The organism is Burkholderia sp. MSMB1498 (assembly GCF_001526245.1).
In the GTDB taxonomy this organism is placed as follows: Bacteria; Pseudomonadota; Gammaproteobacteria; order Burkholderiales; family Burkholderiaceae; genus Burkholderia; species Burkholderia savannae.
In genome coordinates this window covers 1-21,617 of record NZ_LOYJ01000109.1, presented here as the reverse complement: position 1 = coordinate 21,617, position 21,617 = coordinate 1, and the positions used below count along the sequence as shown (strand labels likewise).

18 protein-coding genes and 1 pseudogene are annotated in these 21,617 nt (G+C 64.2%); 2 read left to right on the top strand and 17 right to left on the bottom strand.

The annotated features are described in order from the left end of the window. Positions 1-421: 421 nt before the first annotated feature. From WS91_RS24800 to WS91_RS24760, 10 genes are all read right to left on the bottom strand, one after another. A complete protein-coding gene (locus tag WS91_RS24800; protein ID WP_038748224.1) occupies positions 422-1,438 on the bottom strand; it encodes a Glu/Leu/Phe/Val dehydrogenase dimerization domain-containing protein in 1,017 nt (338 codons plus the stop codon). Positions 1,439-1,440: 2 nt separating this feature from the next. Further along, complete coding sequence (locus WS91_RS24795; RefSeq protein WP_082758326.1) at positions 1,441-4,338, bottom strand: type I polyketide synthase; 2,898 nt, start codon at positions 4,336-4,338, stop codon at positions 1,441-1,443. 12 nt (positions 4,339-4,350) lie between these two features. Beyond that, positions 4,351-4,926, bottom strand: a complete 576-nt coding sequence (locus WS91_RS24790) for an allene oxide cyclase barrel-like domain-containing protein (RefSeq protein ID WP_038748225.1) — start codon at positions 4,924-4,926, stop codon at positions 4,351-4,353. Next, positions 4,913-5,959 carry a pyridoxal-phosphate dependent enzyme gene (locus WS91_RS24785; protein WP_059671221.1) on the bottom strand — a complete coding sequence of 349 codons (1,047 nt, stop codon included), beginning with the start codon at positions 5,957-5,959 and terminating at the stop codon, positions 4,913-4,915. The genes WS91_RS24790 and WS91_RS24785 overlap by 14 nt, the downstream gene beginning before the upstream one ends. 45 nt (positions 5,960-6,004) lie before the next feature. Then, on the bottom strand, positions 6,005-6,769 hold the full coding sequence (locus WS91_RS24780; protein WP_038748228.1) for a thioesterase II family protein: 765 nt from the start codon (positions 6,767-6,769) through the stop codon (positions 6,005-6,007). Further along, positions 6,766-8,388 (bottom strand): AMP-binding protein, encoded by a 1,623-nt coding sequence (locus WS91_RS24775; protein ID WP_059671220.1) that lies wholly within the window; start codon positions 8,386-8,388, stop codon positions 6,766-6,768. Before WS91_RS24775 ends, WS91_RS24780 begins: the two co-directional genes overlap by 4 nt. Continuing rightward, on the bottom strand, positions 8,385-8,678 hold the full coding sequence (locus WS91_RS24770; protein ID WP_038748232.1) for a hypothetical protein: 294 nt from the start codon (positions 8,676-8,678) through the stop codon (positions 8,385-8,387). The genes WS91_RS24775 and WS91_RS24770 overlap by 4 nt, the downstream gene beginning before the upstream one ends. A 332-nt stretch (positions 8,679-9,010) precedes the next feature. Continuing rightward, positions 9,011-9,244 carry a hypothetical protein gene (locus WS91_RS36310; RefSeq protein ID WP_156432484.1) on the bottom strand — a complete coding sequence of 78 codons (234 nt, stop codon included), beginning with the start codon at positions 9,242-9,244 and terminating at the stop codon, positions 9,011-9,013. 464 nt (positions 9,245-9,708) lie between these two features. Next, complete coding sequence (locus tag WS91_RS24765) at positions 9,709-10,368, bottom strand: TetR/AcrR family transcriptional regulator (protein ID WP_038748234.1); 660 nt, start codon at positions 10,366-10,368, stop codon at positions 9,709-9,711. A 391-nt stretch (positions 10,369-10,759) separates the two neighbouring features. After that, on the bottom strand, positions 10,760-12,166 hold the full coding sequence (locus WS91_RS24760) for an MFS transporter (protein WP_038748236.1): 1,407 nt from the start codon (positions 12,164-12,166) through the stop codon (positions 10,760-10,762). Between the two features lie 239 nt (positions 12,167-12,405). Between WS91_RS24760 and WS91_RS36305 the strand changes: the two genes are divergently transcribed. Then, positions 12,406-12,765, top strand: a complete 360-nt coding sequence (locus WS91_RS36305) for a hypothetical protein (protein ID WP_145986921.1) — start codon at positions 12,406-12,408, stop codon at positions 12,763-12,765. Between the two features lie 76 nt (positions 12,766-12,841). Continuing rightward, the gene (locus tag WS91_RS24755; protein WP_059671219.1) at positions 12,842-13,729 is read left to right on the top strand and encodes a pyrroline-5-carboxylate reductase family protein; all 888 of its coding nucleotides are present in this window, start codon (positions 12,842-12,844) and stop codon (positions 13,727-13,729) included. 186 nt (positions 13,730-13,915) lie between these two features. On the opposite strand, the gene WS91_RS24750 is transcribed toward WS91_RS24755, so the two are convergent. The 7 genes and pseudogenes from WS91_RS24750 to WS91_RS34495 form a co-directional block, all read right to left on the bottom strand. Then, positions 13,916-15,220: an NAD(P)/FAD-dependent oxidoreductase gene (locus tag WS91_RS24750; RefSeq protein ID WP_059671240.1), complete on the bottom strand. Its 1,305-nt coding sequence runs from the start codon at positions 15,218-15,220 to the stop codon at positions 13,916-13,918. Positions 15,221-15,376: 156 nt separating this feature from the next. Next, positions 15,377-16,951 (bottom strand): DUF3138 family protein, encoded by a 1,575-nt coding sequence (locus WS91_RS24745; RefSeq protein ID WP_038748239.1) that lies wholly within the window; start codon positions 16,949-16,951, stop codon positions 15,377-15,379. A gap of 65 nt (positions 16,952-17,016) precedes the next feature. Further along, entirely contained in the window at positions 17,017-17,946 is a 930-nt protein-coding gene (locus WS91_RS24740; RefSeq protein ID WP_059671218.1) for an ABC transporter permease subunit, read from the bottom strand. Then, complete coding sequence (locus WS91_RS24735) at positions 17,943-18,935, bottom strand: ABC transporter permease subunit (RefSeq protein ID WP_059671217.1); 993 nt, start codon at positions 18,933-18,935, stop codon at positions 17,943-17,945. Before WS91_RS24735 ends, WS91_RS24740 begins: the two co-directional genes overlap by 4 nt. Further along, positions 18,932-20,086 carry an ABC transporter ATP-binding protein gene (locus WS91_RS24730; RefSeq protein WP_038748245.1) on the bottom strand — a complete coding sequence of 385 codons (1,155 nt, stop codon included), beginning with the start codon at positions 20,084-20,086 and terminating at the stop codon, positions 18,932-18,934. The genes WS91_RS24735 and WS91_RS24730 overlap by 4 nt, the downstream gene beginning before the upstream one ends. 189 nt (positions 20,087-20,275) lie before the next feature. After that, on the bottom strand, positions 20,276-21,397 hold the full coding sequence (locus WS91_RS24725; protein ID WP_038748247.1) for a polyamine ABC transporter substrate-binding protein: 1,122 nt from the start codon (positions 21,395-21,397) through the stop codon (positions 20,276-20,278). Positions 21,398-21,463: 66 nt separating this feature from the next. After that, a pseudogene (locus WS91_RS34495) lies at positions 21,464-21,617 on the bottom strand (aspartate aminotransferase family protein); the annotation flags it as partial.

The window sequence follows — 21,617 nt, the reverse complement described above, 5'->3', positions numbered from 1 at the left end:
CAACCGCCGGCGCCTACGAAGGGAGCGTCGGCGCGCAACAGGGGCATCGCATGCGTCAAGGTGCCGTCGCCGAGCAATCGGCGGCGCATCGGCCGCCGGACGCGGACGCGGACGCCGCGGCCGGCGATGTCCATGGCGACAGCGGCTTGCGCGGCGGCCCCCAAGCGTGTGGAGCGAACGCCGGCATGGCTGCGGCGAGCGCACGGCGCAGCGGCGTTCGACGTTGCGGCGAAACGCCGGTCGACATGCTGTTTCGCGATGAAAGCGGGCCGTCGGGACGAGCGGCCCGGACGGATAAGACGTGCGGCTGGGAGCGGGCCGGCCTGCTCGACGGACGCGGCGCCCGGCCAAGCCGCTGTTTCGCGCGCCGCGCCCCGATCGCGGGAATTCGGTACGACGGCGGTGCGCGTGCATGGCTTGCTCAGTGGACGCGCGACAACAGCGTATGCACGTCGCAGCCGAGCAGTCGCGCGCGCCTGAGCAGCTCCCCGGTCTTGGTGCTGATCAACGCGCCCGTGTATTCGTTCGCCTGCGCCTGCGTCATCGTCTGAAAGATGTCCGGGAACGACCGCTCAACGCTATCGCATATCACGGCTCCCGCGTTGCAGACGTAATCGGGTAGATATTGGACGCCGTTCGCGAGCAGTTTTGCCTGCGCTTCAGGGCTCGCGAAGGGCGAGTTGGAACTGCTCACGACCCAGCGCGTGCGGATGCGATCGACCGTATCGGCATCGAGTACGCCGGACAGCGACGCAATGCACAGCACGTCCGACGCGTGCGTCCAAAACGCATCCTCGTCGTCGAGCATCGACACGCCTGCCGGAATGTCGTCGCTCGGCCGTATGTCATATCCGATCACGTCGTACCCATGCGCGAGACATTGCCGTGCGACTTCGCGTCCGACCTTGCCCATCCCGTGAATGGCGACGAGCGGCGCATCGTCGCGGCCGGGCGACTGATCGAGTATCGCCCTCAGGGCGCTCCAGACGCCGTAGCCGGTCGCGATCGAGGTATTGATCTGCGGGCTTTCCATCGCATCCAGTATCCATCGCGTGGATTTTCTGAGGTAGGTCATGTGGGTGCTGCTCGTGTTGATGTCGCAGCCCGTGTACATCGATCCGTCGTACCGGTTGAGCACCTGGCCGATGGCGTCGAGCACGTGCGGCGCTTCGTCGGGCCCGACTTTGCTGTTGACGACGATCTTGCCGCCGCTGAAGCCTGTCCGGTAAAGGCCGTGCTTCAGGTCCATCGCGTGGGCGAGCATGATCGCCTCGTCTTTCTGCCGCTCGAGCGACGGATACCGGTGCCACCGGATGCCGCCGTTGCTCGGCAGCAGATGCCTGCGCGGCGAGCAGGCAATGGTGAACGAGCTCTTGTCGTCCACCACGACGGTTTCGACTTCGTATTCGCCGAACCTGGGATGGTTGATGATGGCCATGATCAAATCTCCTTTCCTGAACTGTGTGCATCGATGACGTTGGCGGCGCCCGCGGCGGCGAGGCAGGCGCGCAATCCTGTTGGGGTGGGGGTGCGCATGAAGTCCGACAGACTCATTTCGACGCCTAGCTCCGACTCGGCCAGCACGACGAGCCGGATTGCCGCCAAGGAGTCGCCGCCGTCTTCGCTGAACGGTTGATGAGGGGCCGATGGCGCGATTCCGGTGGCCTTTTCCCAGAGTGCGTCGGCCGCCGCATCGAGCGTCGCGTAGCGTCGGGCGGGTGGATGCGCAGCCGCCACGCGCGCCGATCGGGTTTCCGCATCCATGTCGGCGCCGGCGCCGTGCCGCTGCCTGTCGAACGGATAATGAGGCAACCTGACGTTCTCGCCCGGTTCGTTCCACGAAGGGCGCCAGTCGAGATCGAGGCCCGCCATCCACAGTTTGCGCAGCGCCGTGTGCCAAACCTCGCCGTCCTCCGTTTCGTCGCGTTCGCTCCGCAGTGTGCGCACCGACGCATCCTTGGGGCGCGACGACAGGCTCAACGCGGTCAGCGTGGCGCCCGGGCCGACTTCGACGAAAACCGTCTTTCCGCGATCGGGCAGCGAATCGAGCGCCTCGCGGAACCGCACGGGCTCGCGGGCATGGCGTGTCCAGTACGCGGCGTCCAGCCGCGCGCCCTCGGCGAGTTCCGCGCCCAGCAAGGTCGAGTGGAAGCGGATGTCCGGCGCCGCCGCGGAGCTTGTCGGCGCCACTGACGCAAGCTCGGGCAACGCCGGGTCCATCATCACGGAATGGAACGCGTGGGACACCGCCAACGTGCGGCAGCGAACGCCGCGCGCCTTCAAGGCCGATTCCGTCCGGCCGATCGCCGCCGGTGTGCCGGAAAGCACGCAGGCCTCGCTGCCGTTGACGGCGGCGAGCGACACTTCGTCGGACAGCCACGCGCTGCACGCTTGCTCGCTCAACGCGACTGCGAGCATCGCGCCGCCGGGAAGCCGGGACATCGACCGGCCCCGCTGCGCGGCGAACAGCAGCGCCTGCTCGTCGGTCAGCATGCCGGCGATGCAAGCGCCGGCGATCTCGCCCAGGCTGTGACCGATCACCGCGTTGGGGACGACGCCATGTTGCATCAGCAAGCGCGCCATCGCGATCTGAACCGCAATCAGCGCCGGTTGCGCCGTCGCCGTATCCGACAAGCCGGCAGGCTTGCCGCCGGCGTTCAGCAGGAAGGAAACGTCGACGTCCGCGCATGCGCGCAGCAGGCTCACCTGTCGACGCACAAGCGCGGCGAAGGCGTTGTTCGACTGCGCGAGACCCGTGGCCATGTCGACGAACTGGCTCCCTTGGCCGGGGAACTGAAACACGACGCGCGGCCCGCGGCGGCCCGTGTCGCGAACGTTCTCGATCGGCTCCAGTGCGCCTGCGGAATCGACGTGCAGCATGCCGCGGTATCTCTGCGACCGACGGGCCGTTTGCGCGCTCCAGGCCAGGGCATCGGCGGGCGAGCCGGAGAGTTCCGACCGGTAGGTCTGCATCAATCGATGGCACGCGGCCTCGCTGCGCGCGGAAACCGGGATGGCCGACGGATAGTGGAGTGGACGCGGCGCCGCGCGGCGATCACTCGCGCCGGGGCGGGCGAGCAACACGTGTGCGTTGGTGCCGCCGATGCCGAAGGCGCTCACGCCGATCGCGCTTCGCGGGTCTGCCGCGTCCCATGGTTCGGCGCCCGGCGGTAGGTAAAACGGGCTGCCATCGAGCGCGATGCGCGGATTCACCTCGCCGACATGGATCTGCGGCGTGATCCAGCCGTGACGGATTTCGAGCACGGCTTTGACGAGCCCCGCCATGCCGGCGCAGGTTTCCAAATGACCCACGTTCGCCTTGACCGAGCCCAACGCGCATTGGTGGCCGGCCGGCCCCTGCGCCACAAACAGCGCGTTCAGCGCATCGAACTCGATCGGATCGCCGGCGATCGTACCCGTTCCATGTGCTTCGATCGCCCGTATGTCGGCGGGCGCGAGGCCGGCGTCTCGCATGGCTTTGTCGATGAGCGTGCGTTGACCCGAGACGCTCGTCGCGGTGAAGCCGACCTTGTCGGCGCCGTCGTTGTTGACGGCGCAGCCTTTGATCACCGCCAACACGCGCTGCCCGTCGGCCAATGCCGCCGAAAGCGGCTTCAGCACCACGAGCGCCACGCCGCTGCCGAACACGGTGCCGCTTGCGTCTCGCGAAAAAGGCATGCAGTGGCCGTTCTTGGCGTAGATCATCCCCTGCTGCGCCCGATAGGGCGCGCGCTGAGGCAGGCGCACCGTGCAGCCGCCCGCCAGCGCGATGCGGCAGCGGCCGGCTCGCAGCGCCTCGACCGCCTCGGCGACGGCGACGAGCGACGTGGCGCAGGCGGCTTGCACGCCGAGCACGGGCCCCTCGATGCCGAGGTGCCAGGCGGCGCGGCTCGCGAGGTAGTCCTTATCGTTAGTGATCTGCAATTCGAACTCGGACGGCTGGAACTTCTCCATCAGTTCCGATCGCTGCAGTTCGTGCAGATACGACGAGCTGCTGCAACCCGCGAAAAGGCCGGCGTCTTTCAACTGCGCGGGCATCGTTGCGCTGTCTTCCAGCGCATGCCACGCGCATTCGAGGAACAAGCGGTGCTGCGGGTCCATCAACGCCGCATCGCGATGGCCGACGCCGAAGAACGCGGCGTCGAAAGACAGGACGTCGCAGTTGAGCGGCGCGGCGAACGGAACGGCATGCCTGTCGGGCGGCGCATCGCCGAGCTCGACCACGGATTCGACGCCGTTGATCAGGTTGTGCCAGTACTCGTCGGGATCGTTCGCGCCGGGAAAACGGCAGGCCATTCCGATGACGGCGATATCCCGCTCGCAGAGCTGATTGCGCATGGGGCACCTGGTTCAGTCGGCCGCGAATCCGCGCAGGATGCGGTCTCGCAAAGACGCGTCGGCGGCTTCGATCGGAATGAGCAAGACGAAGGACCTGTAGCGCATGCGCGGAACTTCCTGGTACAGCTGCCGGACGCCGAACATGCCGGTCACCGCTCCGCTGACGCCGGTGGCGAAAAGCGATTGCCAACGGCTCTGCCAGATCGCGGAGGAATTCCAGATGCCCGCCGTTTCGATTCTGCCGAGCGTCGTCTCCGCGGTTTCGCGATAGTAGGAGATGACGTCTTGCCCGATGCTCGCGATCTTCCATCCTTCGCCGCGCACCGTGCCCAGTTCGATGCCGTCGTCGCCGATCCACCGGTCGGTATGCGAGTTCACGTCGCCGACGCTGGGCCGGTCGTCGGCCTGGGCTTTGAACTTGATGTCGCACAACTCGAGCGCCGGAAGGATGACGATGTTTTCGCTGCCGATCCGCTCGGCGATCGTCCGGCGCGCGGCTTTCATTCCCGCGCCGTCATCGAGTCGGGTTCGCGCCAGATTGGCGAGGCCGACGAGGGTCGACATCATGTCGTTGTCAGGCAATGGCATGGCTTGCGCTCCCGGTTTCACGTCGTTCGATTGCGATCAATTGGCGACCGCGTTCGCGGTCGGCATCGTTGCCTGCGTCCGCGAACACGGTGACCACGTTCGCGTCCTTCCCCAGCCGTTCGGCGACGCTGCGCGCGACGAGCCAGTTCGCGGCCGAGGAGCCGCCGATCGGGATGCCGGTTGCTTCGAAGAACGCGTACATCGCCTTCAGCGATTCCTCGTGCGACACCGACTGGAAAGGCACGCTGAAGGGAATCAGCGAGACGAAAGGCTGACGGAATCCATAGCCCAAGCCGCCTGCGCCCGCGAATCGGGCGTGGCCGTTGGGCGGCTCCAGCGTGCCGAACGGCATTTCGCGCGGCGTGCATCCGATCACGCGCACATCGGGGTTCTGCTCCGCCAGCGCGGCATATACGCCTGCGAGCGTGCCGCCGGTGCCGACGGCCGCGACCCAGGCGTGCGCGCGCATGCCGTCGAGTTGGCGGCGTATCTCCGCGCCCGTATGGTGCTGATGCACCGCGGTATTCACCTGGTTCAGATGCTGGGACAGCAAGGTCCACTCGGGTTCTTCGCTGGCGATCTGCTGGCTCCGCGCGATGATCCCGAGCAGGAAATGGTTGCGGTCCACTTTCGTGACGATCGCTTGGCTTTCTTCCAGCGATCGGAGCAGTTCTTCCGACGACGAGTCCGGTATCACGACCTGCACCGTCAGCCCGCACAGATGACCCAGATGGGCGAGCGCCTTCGCCATGTTTCCGCCCGACGAATCGAGCAATTTCAGGGGCGCCTGGCTGAAGTCGTGGGCATTGATCGCGTCGCAAAAGAGGCCGAAGGCGACGCGATCCTTGATGGAGCCCGACGGATTTTTTGACTCCAGCTTGGCGAAAATGCGGCCTCCGTTCTTCGGCCCCGGGACTTCCAGCAGCGGGGTGTTGCCGAGCGCGTCGCTATAGCGCTTGAGTCGAGGGAACATGGCCAGCGCCTTGCTGGGATCGGGGGCGAACGGCTGAGCATTGAACAGATTGAAATCCATAATGACTCTCCCGTAACGGGTTTGAAATGGGCGTAAATGCGGCATCTACGCCGCGAGTGATGCGCGATGCGGCTTCAGGAGGGCGTCAACCACTGCTTGAACCTGATCGCGGTGATAGAAGTGGCCTCCTGGAAACACTTCCATCCCCGCGCTTTGCGGCAGAAATCGCGACCAGTCGGCAAGCGCGTCGGCGCTGATCAGCGGATCGTCCCGGCCGCCGAAGATGCGTGTCGGCGCAACGTCGCCGACGGGCAGTCTCGCCAGCTGTTGCAACAAACCCAGATCCCGTGCGACGGCCGAAGCGACCGCCGCGCGCAGATCCGCATCGAGTCTCGCGGGGGCCGTCACTTCACCCAGGCCGAGCGCGCTTTCCGCGAGGCGCTCGAGGTCTTGCGCCGTTCGCAGCGTTGCCTGCAGCGCGGGCGGCGTCATCTGCGATGAAAGGACGAGCTGCGCCGCGCGGAATCTGGACGACGTCAGCGCCGACGCGACATGCAGGGCGAGCAGTGCGCCCATGCTGTGGCCGAAAAGGGTGATCGGCGCGATGCCCAGCAGGCAGGCGAGCCCTCGCATGCAGCGCCGGATCGCCTCGCGCGGATCGCTCCAGGCCGGGAACGCGTCGCTTCGCGTCGGTCCCGGATACTGCATGACGATCAGATCCACGTGCGCCGGAAGGCAGTCGCGCCATGCGCGATACATGTCGACGCCGCCGCCGGCGTGAGGGAACACCACCAGTTGATGCCGCACGGGGGCCGTCGCGGCCACGCTGAATCTCACCGCCCCTTCGGCAAGGGTCTGCAGGCGCCTCATACTTGTCCCGTCCGGCAAGCGGCCGCGACGGCCGGTGCGTTCGCGCGGGCGCTTGCTCGCAACGCGGCGCGATCGATCTTGCCGATGCCTTTTCTGGGGATCTCGTCGATCAGCACCAACTGTTCCGGCAGTTTGAACGCGGCGACTCCGGCGGCTTCCAGATGCCTCCGGAGTTCCGCGAGCGACACCTGTTCACCGTCGCGTGCGACGGCGAACAGGCAGGAAACCTCGCCGAAGCGGCCGTCAGGCATGCCGACGCAAGCGGCGTCCTTCAATTTGGCGTGCCGCTTCATCAACGCCTCGAGTTCTTCCGGGCAGAATTTTTCGCCGCCGCGATTGATGGTGTCCGTGACGCGCCCGTCGATATAGACGTTGCCCGCCGCATCGAGATGGGCGACGTCTCCCGTGCGGTAGTAGCCGTTCGGCGTGAATGCTCGGCGCGAAGCGTCCGGATCGTTGAAATACTGTTCGATGGTGTAAGGGCCGCGGGTGAGCAACTCGCCCGATTGGCCGTAGGGAAGCGGTTCGTCCCGATCATTGACGATGAGGATCTCGTCGGCGTCCGAAAGCGGGCGCCCCTGGGAGTTGAAGCGGATCGCGTCGGGATCGGTGAAGCGGGTGAAGCAAAGCAGTCCCTCGCTCATGCCGTAGCACTGCTGGATGCGCACCCCCAGCCGGGATTCGGCCTGCGCCGCGAGATCGGCGGGTAATCGCGACCCGCCCACCTGCACGTACCTCAGCGTGCCTGAACCGGCTCGCGATTCGTCCGCGCGCTCCATCCATTGCGTCAAGAGCGCGGGGACCAGCGTGGTGTGAGTGACGCCGTGCGCGCCGATGAGCTCCAGAGAGGTTTGTGCGGAAGCGTCCGCCGCCAAGACCACTGTTCCGCCGCAAGCAAGCGTTCCGAGAATGCCCGGACAGTTGATCACGAAGCCGTGCGAGAGCGGCAAGGCGGCCAGATAGACGGCTGAACGGCTGAGCTCGAACACCTTGCAGCCTTCGGCGATCATGTATCCGTATCCGGCGTTCCGTCTTGCGATGGCCTTCGGCAAGCCGGTCGTACCGCTGGACAGCAGCATCATCGCGGTGTCGTCGGCGCGCATGTCGACCGGGCGCAGTTCGCGCGGCATCGAGTCGGTGGGCGCCAGGCAGAATTGCCGGAGATCCAGCCATTCCGGACGATCGTCGGCGCGGGAAGGGCCGTCGGCCAACAGAAGGTCGACTTCCAGGCCTTCTTCGGAGAGCAGGCCGACCACTGTCTGAAGCGGGCTGAAGCGGCGGCTGCCCCGGGTCAACGCGATGGCGCGCGGGCGAGTGGTCTTCAGAATGTGTCGAAGTTCCCGCTCGCGGTAGGCCGGCAAGATGGGAACGGGTATCGCGCCTGCCATGAGCGTCGCGAGCATCAGCACGGCCGCGTCGGCGGAGTTGGGCAACTGGAGCGCGACGCGATCGCCCTTGCCGATGCCATGGGCGTTGAGCCGCTCGGCGGTGATCGCGACATGCGACGTCAATTCCCGATGCGAGATCACTCGGCCGTCCGCGATCAGGGCGGGTGTTTCGCCTCCGGTCTGCAAGGCGCTGGCCAATCGTCGGTTCAGGGAAGCGAGGCGCGCGTTCATTGCGCTTCCCCGGCAGCCGAACCGCTCGGCGTGACGCGATCGCGAGGACAGGAGGCTTGGTCGGGGATCGACGCAATCAGCTTGTCCAACTCCTCGAGCGAGTGATCATGCTTGTCCCACAGCGAGAACCCGATGCATCCCAACCGCTCCAGCCGCACTTGCAGTTCCAGTGTTTCGGCGGAACTCAAGCCCAGGTCCGCCCGTAATTGCCAGTCGCATTCTGCCGATTGAAGCAGTTCCGCCGCTAGACCGATTTCGGTCAGCAGGCCGATGATCTGCATCGACGCCATCAGTCATCTCCTTGTTATAGATAGTAATGAAAATTATTACTTATTGACCGTCGGTCGGTCAATAAGCTTTCGGATGTAAGGTTGCGTCGAAACGATGGAGTACCGCGTTCGGTGAATTCCTGCATTGTCGAAGCGGGTGGCGCTTGTTTTCGGCATCGCGAAACGAACCGTCGGAGCTGGACAACGCGTTCCAGTTCGATTGCGGCGCGGCTGCCCCGCGAGCGCATGACTTGCGCTTCAGACAGAAATAGTTGCCGTTGCATTTGACCGCGAGTCGGTCGATGTGCAATGCGAGCTCGACTTCGACGCTCGTCCGTGTCCCCAAGTGAAGTTCACTCACCCAGCGAAGGGCGGGCTGACGGTTCTTCCCTTATCGACTCCCCGCCATTCCAGTTCGCTCTCGGCGCCGAGACGCGGCTTGTATTGAGTTCTCCGACGCGAAACAGGAAAGATGCGTCTGCGGCATCCTGTTCGAACGCGACGAGTTGCATGTCGGGATATTTGCCGGCGTAGCCGCGCAGCGCCGTTTTGCTCCATGGCTCGTTGTGGCGGGTTGCGCCGACCACTCTGTCTCTTAAGCCTCGGGGGAGGGCGGCGCGCGGAATTTACCGTTTCTTTCGGATGGCGAAGTTGCCGCTTTGCTCGCCATCACCGTGACGCGCAATATCACCGCGGCCGGATGTCTCGCGACATTCCGGTCTGCGCGGCATGGCAACTGTCCGGCGTTGGTTCGGCAAGACATGTTCGCCTGCGCGAGCCTGACGATATTGGAGGCGGCGCTGACGGGTGCCGAGCAAGGCGGGGTGTGGCGTGCGGCTCTGCAGGGGCTCGGTGCCGCCCCAGGCTTCCTGCTTCGATCGACGAGGCCGCCCCGACGCCTTCGATCGACGCCTTCACTCGATCCCTCGCATGAGGGAGCCGACGCGATTCAATGCACGTTCAGCGTGCGCCTTTCGAATCGGATCGCCACATCCGCGATCATCGCGTCGGGGTTCGCGTCATCGCCGCGATGCCGCTCGCACGGACGCAATCACCGCGACCGACGGCGCGGCTTGGGCGTTTGCGCCTCGTCCGCAACGCCGACCATCTGCAGGCAAACGGCGGTGACGGCCCGGGCAAATTCGGAATAATCCGCTTCTCGAGCCGCGATGGCATCGTCCGTGGCGCCGTGAACGCCCGCATAGATCAGCAGCGCCGTGATGCGTGGTTGCGTCAACCGCCACACGCCGGCTTTTGCGCCGCCGCTGAGAATGCCCTGAAGCTGATCGAGAATGGCGTTCTTCTCGCGATTGTTCCGCGCGTGGTGGTGATGGTTGATGTAGACGATGTCGTGCGTGCGATATGTTTCTGCGTAGGCTTCGATGCTCGTCCGTATCCATGCGCGCAGCCGACCTAACCAGTCGTCCGCCGCGCAAGCGTCAACGGCCTCTTCCAGGCGGCCGAGGTATTGCGCCGTGTAGCGCTGACCCATGGCCTCCAGGAGTTCGTTCTTCGAGGCGAAGTAATGATAGAAGGTGCCCTTGGCTACTTCGGCCAACTCAACAATTTCGTTGATCGTGGTGGCCTCGACGCCTTGTGCCAAAAATAGCTTCTCGGCCGCCGCCATCAATTCTTCCAGACGTACCTCGGCTGGCTTGGTGCGGGGTGTTTTGGGCGCTCCCTGCTCCCGCTGGCTTGTCTTGTATCTCATCGTGGGGTTCAGAACTTGCGTGCAAAAGTCAGAAGTCTAGGCTACGTCCTCGATGCCACCAACGTTTTTTGTCATCGACCGACCCTCGGCCCATTCAATGCATGAAGGCAAAGTCCGGCTCCTCCCGGCGGTCGCCATGCGCCGGCGTCGCGTTCCGGTTCCGAGCGTCGACGAAATTCCGGAGTGCTTCTCTTTGGGGAAACGTGTCGCCGGCGCATGCGCGCGAAGTCGGCATCGAGCAAGTGCGAAGAATCCGTCACGCCTACTCTATCGTACGTTCCTCGCACGTTGACGGAGAGCATCTGGCGATGCGTCCGGTCAGAAAACCTTGTCGAGGCGGATGCTTTGCCGATATTCGGCAACATGCCCGGGCGGTGAGCCGCAATCCCGTTCAGGCGCGCTGCGCTTGATTCAACATCTTCCGCAGGATATAGCTGGCGATGACGGCGGCTCCCACGTTGAAAAACATGCTGTAGACGAACGCGCTTTGCAGTTGAGAAAATTCCTGCAGATGAGACATTTTTTTCAGCGTTATCTGCAGGATCGTACTGACCGCGGTAACGCCGAATGCCGCGCCCACTTGCTGCAAGGTCGAAACGACACCGGCGGCCATGCCCGCGAAATTTTCCTGCACGTTTGCCAGCACGATATTCAAAAGAGGGGTCATCACCATGCCTTGGGTAAAGCCCAGCGTCCACAATACCGGCATCAGGAGCCACGGCAGCTCGAGGATCGGGAAATATCGCACGGCGAGCATCAGCGCGACGAAACTCGCCGCGTAGGAGGCCGCGCCAATGGAAACGACTTGCGGGCCGGATCGGCCGATTAGCTTGGGCGTCAATAGCGATGAAATGGCGAACCCGATGCTGGTCGAAACATAGGTCATTCCCGCTTCAAACGGGCTTAGCTTCAACCCGGACTGAAGAAAAATTGAAAACACCAACGTGAATGAACCCGCGGTCGCATAGATGCACATGACCAACGACGAGCCCTTGATGAATCGTCTTTCCCTGAGGAGTTTCATGTTGATGAGAGGGACGCGGCCGCTGCGTGCGTAGCGGATCTCGTGTTGCATGAATAGATACAAGGTGCCCAGACCGATCAGCGTGAGGACGTAGCTTTTGAAGCTCCATCCCCAGACGGCGCTCATGAGCAGGGGAAGCAGCGAAACGGAGATCCCCAGGCTCGAAAGAGCGACGCCGGTCCAATCCAGGCTTCTTTTCTGTTCGATGGGCGTATTTCGTAAATGGCGAGAAAAAGCCAGGGCCGCCAGCCCGATGGGAAGGTTGATAAAAAAAATGGCTCTCCATTGCAACTCCAGCAGATTGGCCGAGATGATCAAGCCGCCTAGAACCTGCCCCGCCATCGCGGCGAGCCCGAGCGTCATTCCCAGGTATCCGAAAGCACGGCGGGCGCCGGCCTCGTCAAAATCCGCCCGGATGCTGGCGTAGATTTGCGGAAAGAGCACGGCGGCGGATAGCCCTTGCAAGAAGCGCGCGACGATCAGAACCGTCGCGTGGGGCGCCAGGCCGCAAAGAATCGACGACACCGTGAAGCACAGCATGCCGATCTGATAGGCTCTGCGGCGCCCCCATAGATCACCCAGCCTTCCTCCGGTGATCAGCAATAGACCGAACGATAGCTCATAAGCCACGATGATCATCGTCAACTCGACATAGCTTGCATGCAGTGTCTTTTCAATGTTGACGATCGCGATATTGACGACAAATAAATCGAAAATCGTTACGAATCCGGATAGCAAGAGTGCGAATAAAGCATAGCGCTGCTGGTTGATCATGTGATCCTCGATTTCATTCGATATGCGGGTGGTGGTGCCACCTTGAATCTGGATAAATACCCATGTTGTTGGCTTGACGAAAGGGACAGCCGAAGCTTCTTGAAACGTGGCGTGCAAACGTAATCGAACAAAGGTTCGAATACGCTCGAAATTTGCATTCCTGGTCGTTCGGGTGTGTATCGACAGAGGCATCGACATTTCATTGACCGACGGTCGGTCGTGAACTAGGATAGCAACTCATGCCGATGCTGTCACGCCGCGGTACGAGCAAGACGCCGACGAGGCGCGTCGCGTTCGGGCTTCCGGTCGGCGCGATGCGGATCAGTGTGCGGATTCGGTTCGACGGCTACCGGGGCGGGTGCGTGCCGCAGCCGGATAGCGCGCCCATGTTGGAAATCGATCGAAACAATGCAATGCGAGTTGCGTCGGGAGAGATCGATGGCGACGAACGATGGCGAGACCTGAAAAACGCGGCACGCCATGACGATTCGATCGCCGAGGCGGCTCGGCCTGCTGCTCATGATCGCGATGCCGCGATGCGCGTGGCGCGGCGAACGACGTGTCCGAGTCTAATGCCTAGCTATCGCGGGGCCTATTAATCATCGGACGCAGGGTTCATCCGCTCGTTCGCGGCACGGTGACTGCAGGCCGTTTTCAGATTTCCCGATTGGCCCAATGACAGAACAAATTGACCTTTCCAAGGTTATCGGAGGTGATGGGATGACGAGTCAAGGAATCGGAATTGTCGGTGCGGGGCACCTGGGAGTGGCTCTCGCGTCGCGCTTGATCGATATCGGGTTCGACCGGGGGAATGTTTGGCTCGGACATCGTGGTTCTCAAAAATCGCATGCGACGAGTGCGGCGGCGGGAGTCGAAGATCGTCTTGTAGACGTGAATGCGGTGATGAAGAATTGCGATGTGATCTTTTACACCGTTCGACCGATCGATTACCGGATGATTTCCGATTACGAGTTGAGGGAGGGGCAGACAGTCATCTCGTTCCTGGCCGGCGTTTCGCTTTCGAGATTGTCCGATGCGGCGCGTGGGCCGGGCTTGATTGCCCGGGCGATCATAAGCGCGCCGGATACGATTTCCAGCGGGCAGGCACTTGGCGCGACGTGCGGCGACGCGAGTGAATCGGCGAGGAAAGTATTGAAATCCGTCGTGGCGAATACGTTGAATGTGCGATCCGAGAATCAGGTCGAGCCGGTTACCGTCCTTGGCACGTGCCTTCCGTTCATATTGATGTACTGCGAATTCATGAGGGTGGCCGTTAGCGATCGAGATATATTGAAGTGCGCCGGAGATTACGGGCTCGATGAATGGGCAGGAGTGATCGACTGGGCGAGACGGGTTAGGCCTCGAGGCTTGAATCCTGGTGAAATCGAAAACTATGTGAGCCGATGCGCGACTCCGGGCGGCATTGCCGAAAAAATTATCAACTCGCTTCGACTTCATCGGGATTTTGCAAGGACTGTTCGAGAAGGGATCGAGCATGCCCAAACGATGCTCTGCGTTCAGATGGAGAAGCGCGAGTCCATCGGGCTTGGCGGGAACGTTTGACGGAATCGAAGGGGCCTTCGAGCGGCGTTCTCCATAGTGAGCTGAAACGGAGAACGCGCTCGCGAATATCGAATGCATGAAGGCAACGAACGCCCGGAGTCTTATGCATGCGCAGCGGCCGCTTGCCTGCGGCATCGTGGCAATCGAGTGACGAACGTGCCGGGCGAAGGCGGGTGAATTGCGCGTTCAGAACAGCAGCTCGCGCACGCGGTGGTACAGCATGCCCAGTTCGAGCGCGGGCTGCCGCCACGCGGGGCCACCCGGAAAGCGTCGATGCCTGAAGCGTGCGAACAGATCGAATGCGCGCGTATCGCCCGCGATCGCGTTCGCGACGATGCGGCCAGCGATGCCGGTCAGCGCGACGCCGTGGCCGCTGAAGCCCTGAAGGTAGAAGTAGTTCGGATCGATCGCGCCGAAGTCCGGCGCGCGATTGCGCGTCACGTCGACGAAGCCGCCCCACGCGAATTCGATGCGCACGTCGGCGAGCTGCGGGAACGCGCCGACCATCCGGCTGCGGATCGCGTCGACGAACGAGTCGGGCGATGCGCCCGACGAGCTCGCGCGGCCGCCGAACAGCATCCGGTGGTCGGCGGACAAGCGGAAGTAGTCGAGAAAGAAATTGTTGTCGCAAACCGCTTCGCGCCGCGGGATCAGCGCGTTCGCACGATCGGCGCCGAGCGCTTCGGTCGCGACGATGTACGACGCGATCGGCGCGATGCGCGCGGCCGTCGCCTCGGGCAGCACGCCGCCCGGGCCCGCGTTGCAGCACGCGACGACGTGGCGGCAGCGCACCTCGCCCGCTTGCGTGCGCACGACGGGCCGCGCGCCGCGCACGACTTCGAGCGCGGGCGTGTGCGAGAACAGCAGCGCGCCTTCGCGGCGCGCCGCCTCGGCGAGACCGAGGCAGTACTTGAGCGGATGCAGATGGCCGGACAGCGGATCGTGGACGCCCGCGACATAGCACGGCGACGCGATGCGTGCGCGAATCGCATCGGCATCGAGCCATTCTAGCGACGGGTGGCTCCAGCGCGACGTCGCGCTGTCCATCCATTGCCGCAGTTCCGGCACGCGGCGCGGATGCGTCGCGACCGTGAGGTAGCCGCGCGTGAAGTCGCAGTCGATCCCGTAGCGCGCGATGCGCTCTTCGACGAGCGCGACGGCGTCGAGCGACAGCGCCCATGCGCCGCGCGCGCCGTCGATGCCGAGCTGGCGCTCGATTTCGCCGTCCTTCGCGAAACCCGCGATCATCTGCCCGCCGTTTCTGCCCGACGCGCCCCAGCCCGGCCGGTACGCATCGAGCACGGCCACCGACAGGCCGCGCGCGCGGCAGTCGAGCGCGGTCGACAGGCCGGCGAAGCCGGCGCCGATCACGCAGACGTCGACGTCGAGCGCGCCGTTGAGTGTCGGGTCGTCGTCGGGACGGGCGGCGGTGGCTTCGTAGTACGAGCGGCGTGCGAGCGCTTCGGCTCGGCGGGAGAAGGTGTCGGTCATGGGCAAATGGTGGAAGTCGATCGGCATCGACGCATCGCGGGGTCGTGCGGCCGCGATATGCGATGCGCGATATGCAATATGAGGCAATGCGATACGGAAAACGGGATGCGGCGCGAACGGGCGTGCGGCACGCCGCCCGCCGTCGCGCCGTCGGCGTCAGAACGAATAGATGAACTGCGTCGCGAGCAGATCGTTGGACTTGCTGTACGAGCCGTCGTTGCGCAGGAACACCTTGTTGTTCGCCCAGTCGTGCCGGTATTCGACCTTCACGGTGATCTGCTGGGTCGGATAGAACAGCAGATCGAGCGCGACGTCCTGCCGGTTCGCGCCCTTGCACTCGAATCCGAGGCCGCCGTTCGCCTTCGACGTCGCGAGGCAGTCCGCGTCGATGCCGAAGCCGTCCGCGGTATCCATCCCGTTGCCGTTGAGCGCGATCCCGCCGCCGCCGCCGCCGTTCTTGCTGTTCGCGAGGAAGTCGTAGCGCACCGTCGCGCCCATCCGGCCGAGCACCGGCACGTTGAACTTGCGGTGCGCGAGCAGCGACAACCCGTACCACTGCGCGCGGCCGCCGTTGAACGCGGCGTGCTGTTGCTGGCCGTAGTCGATTTCCGCGTTGTACTGAATGTCGGCGAGCGTATAGGTGGCGTCCGCTTCCGCGAAGAAGAACGCGCCGTACGGGCTCGACGCCTGGCCGCCCGGACCGTAGACGATCGCGCCCGACTGCGTCGTCGCGCTGCCGAGCGTCTGTCGCCCGACGTTGAACGAGCCGCCGAGATCGAGCGCGCTCGACCACGTGTAGTCGACGCGCGCGGTGAACGTCGGCACCTTGTTGCTCGTCGTGATCGGATCGCCGAGCGCGTTCGTGCCCGTCTGCGTGACCGAGCCGTACGTGCGGTACTGCTCGTTGCCGAGCAGGAACTTCCACGCCCAGTTGCCCTTCGTGTAGTTCGCGCCGATGCCGATGTAGCTGCCCGGATCGGAGAAGTCGTACAGCAGGTTGTGCGTGAGCGTGAGCATCTGGTTCGACTGCTGCACCTCGTAGCCGCCGAAGCTCGGCACGAGGCCCGCGACGAGCGTCGTCGTCGCGCTGAGCGGCACGTTGACGACCGCGGTGTTGAGGATGTTGTTGCCGATGTTGCCGCGCGAGTTCTGCAAGAGCGTGATGCCGTTGCCGCGGTTCGGCATCAGCGTGATCTCGGCCGACGGCGCCATCGGGCCGACGCCGAACGTCTTCTTGATGTCGAGATACAGATCGCCGAACGTGCTGTTGAAGTAGTTGTAGTTGCTCTCGTGGTTCGCGAACAGGAACGACGACGTGCTCGCCGCGCGGTTGAACACGTAGGTCGGATCGATGTAGCCCGTCACCGACAGGCCCGCGATCGGCCCCGTGTTCGCCGCGTCGGTCAGCGAATCGACCTTCAGTTGCTGATTCGCGATCTGCTGCTTCATCTGCGTGACGTCGTCGTTCGTCAGCGCGGCGGGTGCGCGGCCGTAGTCCGGCGACGATTCGTCGACAGGCGCGGCGGCTGTCGCGGCTGCCGCACCCTTGCCCGCAGCGCCGCCGCCCGCAGCGCCGTTTTGCGATGCGAGCGCGGACCGCAGCTCCTTCACCTGCGCCTGCAGTGCGTTCAGCTGCGCCTGCAGCGCCTTGATCTGCGCGCTCGTCGATGCGGCGCCGGCGAAGCCGGGAAGCGACCCGGCCACGAGCAGACAGATTAACTTCTTTCTCATGCAAATTCTCCTGATTGATCGTATTGCGAAGGACTTCGGTGCTCGTTCGGGCGATCGGGGCGGCGTCAGGCTGTGCCGAGCGACTTTCTCGTCGCGGCGGTTTGCGGTGCGCGCGGCGCGCTGCCGGGCGCGTCGGATTCGGCGGCGTCGGACGGCGCGGGCTGCGCGAACGCAAGACGCATGTCGCGCTCGCGCCGGCGCTCGCGGCTCAGCATCATCTGGTTGACGAGGATCACGCCAATCGTGACGGCGGTGATGAAGAGCGTCGCCAGCGCGTTCATTTCGGGATTGAGGCCGAGGCGCACGCGCGAGAACACGACGAGCGGCAGCGTCGTCGAGCCGGGGCCGGACAGGAACGCGGACAGCACGAGATCGTCGATCGACAGCGTGAACGACAGCAGCCAGCCGGACAGCAGCGCCTGCGAGATCAGCGGCAGCGTGATCACGAAGAACACCTTGAGCGGCGTCGCGCCGAGATCGAGCGCCGCTTCTTCGAGCGACTTGTTCAGCTCCTTGACCCGCGACTGCACGATGATCGCGACGTACGACACACACAGCATCACGTGGCCGATCCAGATCGTCACCATTCCGCGGCCCTTCGGCCAGCCGAGCATCTGCTCGAGCGCGACGAACAGCAGCAGCAGCGAGATGCCCTGGATCACCTCGGGAATCACGAGCGGCGCGTTGATCATCCCGGTGTAGAGCGTGAAGCCGCGAAAGCGTCCGAAGCGCGCGAGCACGAAGCCCGCCCACGTGCCGATGAATACCGACGCGAACGCGGTCAACAGGCCGATCTTCAGCGACAGCCACGCGCTCGTCAGCAGCGCGTCGTCCTGCAACAGCGCCGCGTACCACTTCAGCGAGAAGCCGGACCAGACGGTGACGAGCTTCGATTCGTTGAACGAATAGACGACGAGGCTCGCGATCGGGATGTACAGGAACAGGAAGCCGAGCGTCAGCACGCCGGCGGAAAGCGGCTTGTTGGGCTTGATCATTTCGCGTCCCCCAGTTCCTTCACCTGGTAGTACTGGAACACGGCCATCGGCACGAGGAGCAGCAGCACCATCGCGACCGTCACCGCGGAGGCCATCGGCCAGTCCATGTTGTTGAAGAACTCGTCCCACATCACGCGGCCGATCATCAGCGTGTCGGCGCCGCCGAGCAGCTCGGGAATCACGTATTCGCCGACGGCCGGAATGAACACGAGCAGGCTGCCCGCGATGATTCCGTTCTTCGACAGCGGCAGCGTGATTTGCGTGAACGCGACCCAGGGCTTCGCGCCGAGGTCGTATGCGGCCTCGAGCAGCGTCAGGTCCATCTTCACGAGGTGCGCGTAGAGCGGCATCACCATGAACGGCAGGTACGAATAGACCATCCCGATGTAGACGCCCGCATCGGTGTGATAGAGGCGCAGCGGCGAGTGAATCAGGCCGATCGCGATCAGCGCGTGGTTCAGCAGGCCGTCGTCCTTCAGGATGCCGATCCATGCGTAGACGCGGATCAGGAACGATGTCCAGAACGGCAGCATCACGCCCATCATCAGCAGGTTGCGCGTCGCGGGCGCGGAGCGCGCGATGTAGTACGCCATCGGATAGCCGATCAGCAGGCAGAACAGCGTGGACACCGCGGCCATCTTCAGCGAGCTGACGTAGGTCGCGACATAGAGGCTGTCTTGCAGCAGGAACGCGTAATGGCCGAGCTGCAGCGCGAACTGCACCGCGCCGTCCTTGACGCTCATCAGCGCGGTGTACGGCGGGATGCCCATCACCTGATCGGCGAAGCTGATCTTCAGCACGAGCACGAACGGCAGCGCGAAGAACAGCGTGAGCCAGAGGAACGGCACGCCGATCGCGACGCTGCGGCCGGACGGCGTGAAGCGCGCCGCGATGCGCGTGACGAGCGCGCGCGCGGGCGACGCGCTTCGGGCGGCGGAGGAGGCCGCCGCGAGCGAGGAAGAGGGAGAGGAAAAGGGAGAGGTTCTCATTGCGTCAGCACCACGCCGCTTGCGGGCGACCAGGAGACGAACACGTCGTCGTTGTAGGCGGGCGCACCTTCCTGCATCAGGTGCGAGCTCGAAAGATTGGACACGACGGTCTTGCCGCTCGGCAGGCGCACGTGGTACAGCGAATAGCTGCCCATGTACGCGACGTCGGTGACGACGCCGCGCGCCCAGTTGTGCGGCGCGCTCGGTCGCTCGCGCGACACGCGCACGCGCTCGGGCCGCACCGAGATGCCGACCGGCATGCCGAGCGGCCCCGTGACGCCGTGGCTCACGTACATCCGCGCCTCCAGGTCCTCGCTTTCGACGAAGATGTGATCGGGCTCGTCCTCGACGACGACGCCCTCGAACAGATTCGTCGAGCCGATGAATTCGGCCGAGAAGCGGCTGTTCGGGAATTCGTAGACCGCGCTCGGCGTGCCGATCTGCACGATCCGGCCTTCGCTCATCACCGCGAGGCGGCTCGCCATCGTCATCGCTTCTTCCTGATCGTGCGTGACCATCACGCAGGTCACGTCGACCTTCTCGATGATGTTGACGAGCTCGAGCTGCGTCTTCTGGCGGATCTTCTTGTCGAGCGCGGACATCGGCTCGTCGAGCAGCAGCAGCTTCGGGCGCTTGACGAGCGAGCGCGCGAGCGCGACGCGCTGCTGCTGGCCGCCCGAGAGCTGATGCGGCTTGCGCTGCGCGTAACGGCTCATCTGCACGAGGTGCAGCGCATCGGCGACGCGCTCGCGGATCTCGTGCTTGGGCGTGCCTTCCTGCTTCAGGCCGAACGCGACGTTCGACTCGACCGTCATGTGCGGAAACAGCGCGTACGACTGGAACATCATGTTCACGGGGCGGCGATACGGCGGTAGGGTCGCGAGATCCTCGCCGTCGACGAAGATGCGCCCGGACGTCGCCGTCTCCAGACCGGCGAGCATCCGCAGCAGCGTGGACTTGCCGCAGCCGGAGCTGCCGAGCAGCGCGAACAGCTCGTTCTTCGCGATCGACAGGCTGACGTTGTCGACGGCGGTGCTGTCTCCGAATTTCTTCACGACGTTCTCGATGCGGACGAACTCGTTCGTTCCGGACGGTTTGCCGGCCGGGGGGCGCGCCAGTTGCGCGGTGTCGATTGAAGGCGTCGATTTCATGATGTAGCCATCCTTCGTTGGGGATCGCAGGCATGAGCGCTCCCGCGCGACGCGCACGATGCGAATCGCGGAGGCACTGCGACCGGGAGTCGAGGCGTCGGGCGTTTCAGGTCGAACGCGCCGGCGCCGGCTTGCTTGCTTCGGGCGGGCAGCGGTTGAGCGACTGCTGCCCGCGGCCGTCGTTCGTGATCAGTGTCCCGTCTTCAGTTGCGCCCACAGGCGGTTTTCGAGACGCAGGATGTCGGCGGGCATCGGCCGCATCAGCGTCATCTTCTTCAGCACGTCTTCGGGCGGGTAGACGGTCGGGTCCTGCGCGACGCCCGGCACGACGAACTGTCGCGCCGCGCGGTTCGCGGTCGGATAGAACACTTCGTTCGTGATCGCCGCGTTGACCTTCGGGTCCTCGATGTAGTTGATCCATTTCAGCGCGGCTTCCGCGTGCGGCGCGTCCTTCGGAATCACCATCACGTCGAACCACAGCAGGCCGCCTTCCTTCGGGTTCGAGAACTTGATGTCGTACGAGCGCTTCGCTTCGGCCGAGCGGCGGTGCGCGATGCCGACGTCGCCCGACCAGCCGAGCGCGACGCACACGTCGTTGTTCGCGAGATCGTTGATGTAGCCGGACGAGTTGAACTGCGTGATGTACGGGCGGACTTTCTTCAGCACGTCGAACGCCGCCTGGTAGTCGGCCGGATTCGTGCTGTTCGGATTCCTGCCCATGTATTGCAGCGTCGCGGCGAACACGTCGACAGCCTGATCGAGGAACGACACGCCGCAACCCTTCAGCTTCGACAGGTTTGCCGGATCGAGCACGAGCGCCCAGCTGTCGACGGGCGCGTTTTCGCCGAGCGCCTTCTTCACCGCCTGCACGTTGTAGCCGATGCCGTCGGTGCCGAACGCCCAGGGTACGCCGTACTGATTGCCCGGATCGGCGTCGGAGATCATCTTCATCAGCGTCGGATCGAGGTTCGACAGATTCGGCAGCTTCGACTTGTCGAGCTTCTGATAGACGCCCGCCTGAATCTGCTTGGCCATGTAGTTCGACGTGGGCACGACGATGTCGTAGCCGGAGCTGCCCGCGAGCAGCTTCGCCTGCAGCGTGTCGTCGCTGTCGTAATTGTCGTACTTGACGTGGATGCCCGTCTGCTTCTCGAAGTTCGGGATCGTGTCCTTCGCGATGTAGTCGGACCAGTTGTAGACGTTCAGCTCGACCCCGGCCGCCTGCGCGGCCGGAACGGACAAGGCCGACGCACCGGCGAGCGCGACGAACGCAGCGCGCGCGACCGCATGACGAAGATGGCTCACACTCATGTTGTTCCCCTGATGATGAAGGTGGGGAGCGGCGCACGAGCGCCGCCCGCCCGATTGGCAATGCGGTTAGGAAAGGCCCAGTTGCTGCGAGGTCGCGTCGATCGCCTTCTTCGCTTTCGATACGATCTCGTCGATCTCAGTCTTCGAGACCACGAGCGGCGGCGACAGCAGCATCCGGTCGCCCGTCGCGCGCATGATCAGGTTGCCGTTGAAGCAGTAG

Bases quoted from the DNA above. Each gene is read 5' to 3' on its own strand.
- WS91_RS24800 (WP_038748224.1), bottom strand. From the start codon at position 1,438: ATGGCCATCATCAACCATCCCAGGTTCGGCGAATACGAAGTCGAAACC.
- WS91_RS24795 (WP_082758326.1), bottom strand. From the start codon at position 4,338: ATGCGCAATCAGCTCTGCGAGCGGGATATCGCCGTCATCGGAATGGCC.
- WS91_RS24790 (WP_038748225.1), bottom strand. From the start codon at position 4,926: ATGCCATTGCCTGACAACGACATGATGTCGACCCTCGTCGGCCTCGCC.
- WS91_RS24785 (WP_059671221.1), bottom strand. From the start codon at position 5,959: ATGGATTTCAATCTGTTCAATGCTCAGCCGTTCGCCCCCGATCCCAGC.
- WS91_RS24780 (WP_038748228.1), bottom strand. From the start codon at position 6,769: ATGAGGCGCCTGCAGACCCTTGCCGAAGGGGCGGTGAGATTCAGCGTG.
- WS91_RS24775 (WP_059671220.1), bottom strand. From the start codon at position 8,388: ATGAACGCGCGCCTCGCTTCCCTGAACCGACGATTGGCCAGCGCCTTG.
- WS91_RS24770 (WP_038748232.1), bottom strand. From the start codon at position 8,678: ATGGCGTCGATGCAGATCATCGGCCTGCTGACCGAAATCGGTCTAGCG.
- WS91_RS24765 (WP_038748234.1), bottom strand. From the start codon at position 10,368: ATGAGATACAAGACAAGCCAGCGGGAGCAGGGAGCGCCCAAAACACCC.
- WS91_RS24760 (WP_038748236.1), bottom strand. From the start codon at position 12,166: ATGATCAACCAGCAGCGCTATGCTTTATTCGCACTCTTGCTATCCGGA.
- WS91_RS36305 (WP_145986921.1), top strand. From the start codon at position 12,406: ATGCCGATGCTGTCACGCCGCGGTACGAGCAAGACGCCGACGAGGCGC.
- WS91_RS24755 (WP_059671219.1), top strand. From the start codon at position 12,842: ATGACAGAACAAATTGACCTTTCCAAGGTTATCGGAGGTGATGGGATG.
- WS91_RS24750 (WP_059671240.1), bottom strand. From the start codon at position 15,220: ATGACCGACACCTTCTCCCGCCGAGCCGAAGCGCTCGCACGCCGCTCG.
- WS91_RS24745 (WP_038748239.1), bottom strand. From the start codon at position 16,951: ATGAGAAAGAAGTTAATCTGTCTGCTCGTGGCCGGGTCGCTTCCCGGC.
- WS91_RS24740 (WP_059671218.1), bottom strand. From the start codon at position 17,946: ATGATCAAGCCCAACAAGCCGCTTTCCGCCGGCGTGCTGACGCTCGGC.
- WS91_RS24735 (WP_059671217.1), bottom strand. From the start codon at position 18,935: ATGAGAACCTCTCCCTTTTCCTCTCCCTCTTCCTCGCTCGCGGCGGCC.
- WS91_RS24730 (WP_038748245.1), bottom strand. From the start codon at position 20,086: ATGAAATCGACGCCTTCAATCGACACCGCGCAACTGGCGCGCCCCCCG.
- WS91_RS24725 (WP_038748247.1), bottom strand. From the start codon at position 21,397: ATGAGTGTGAGCCATCTTCGTCATGCGGTCGCGCGCGCTGCGTTCGTC.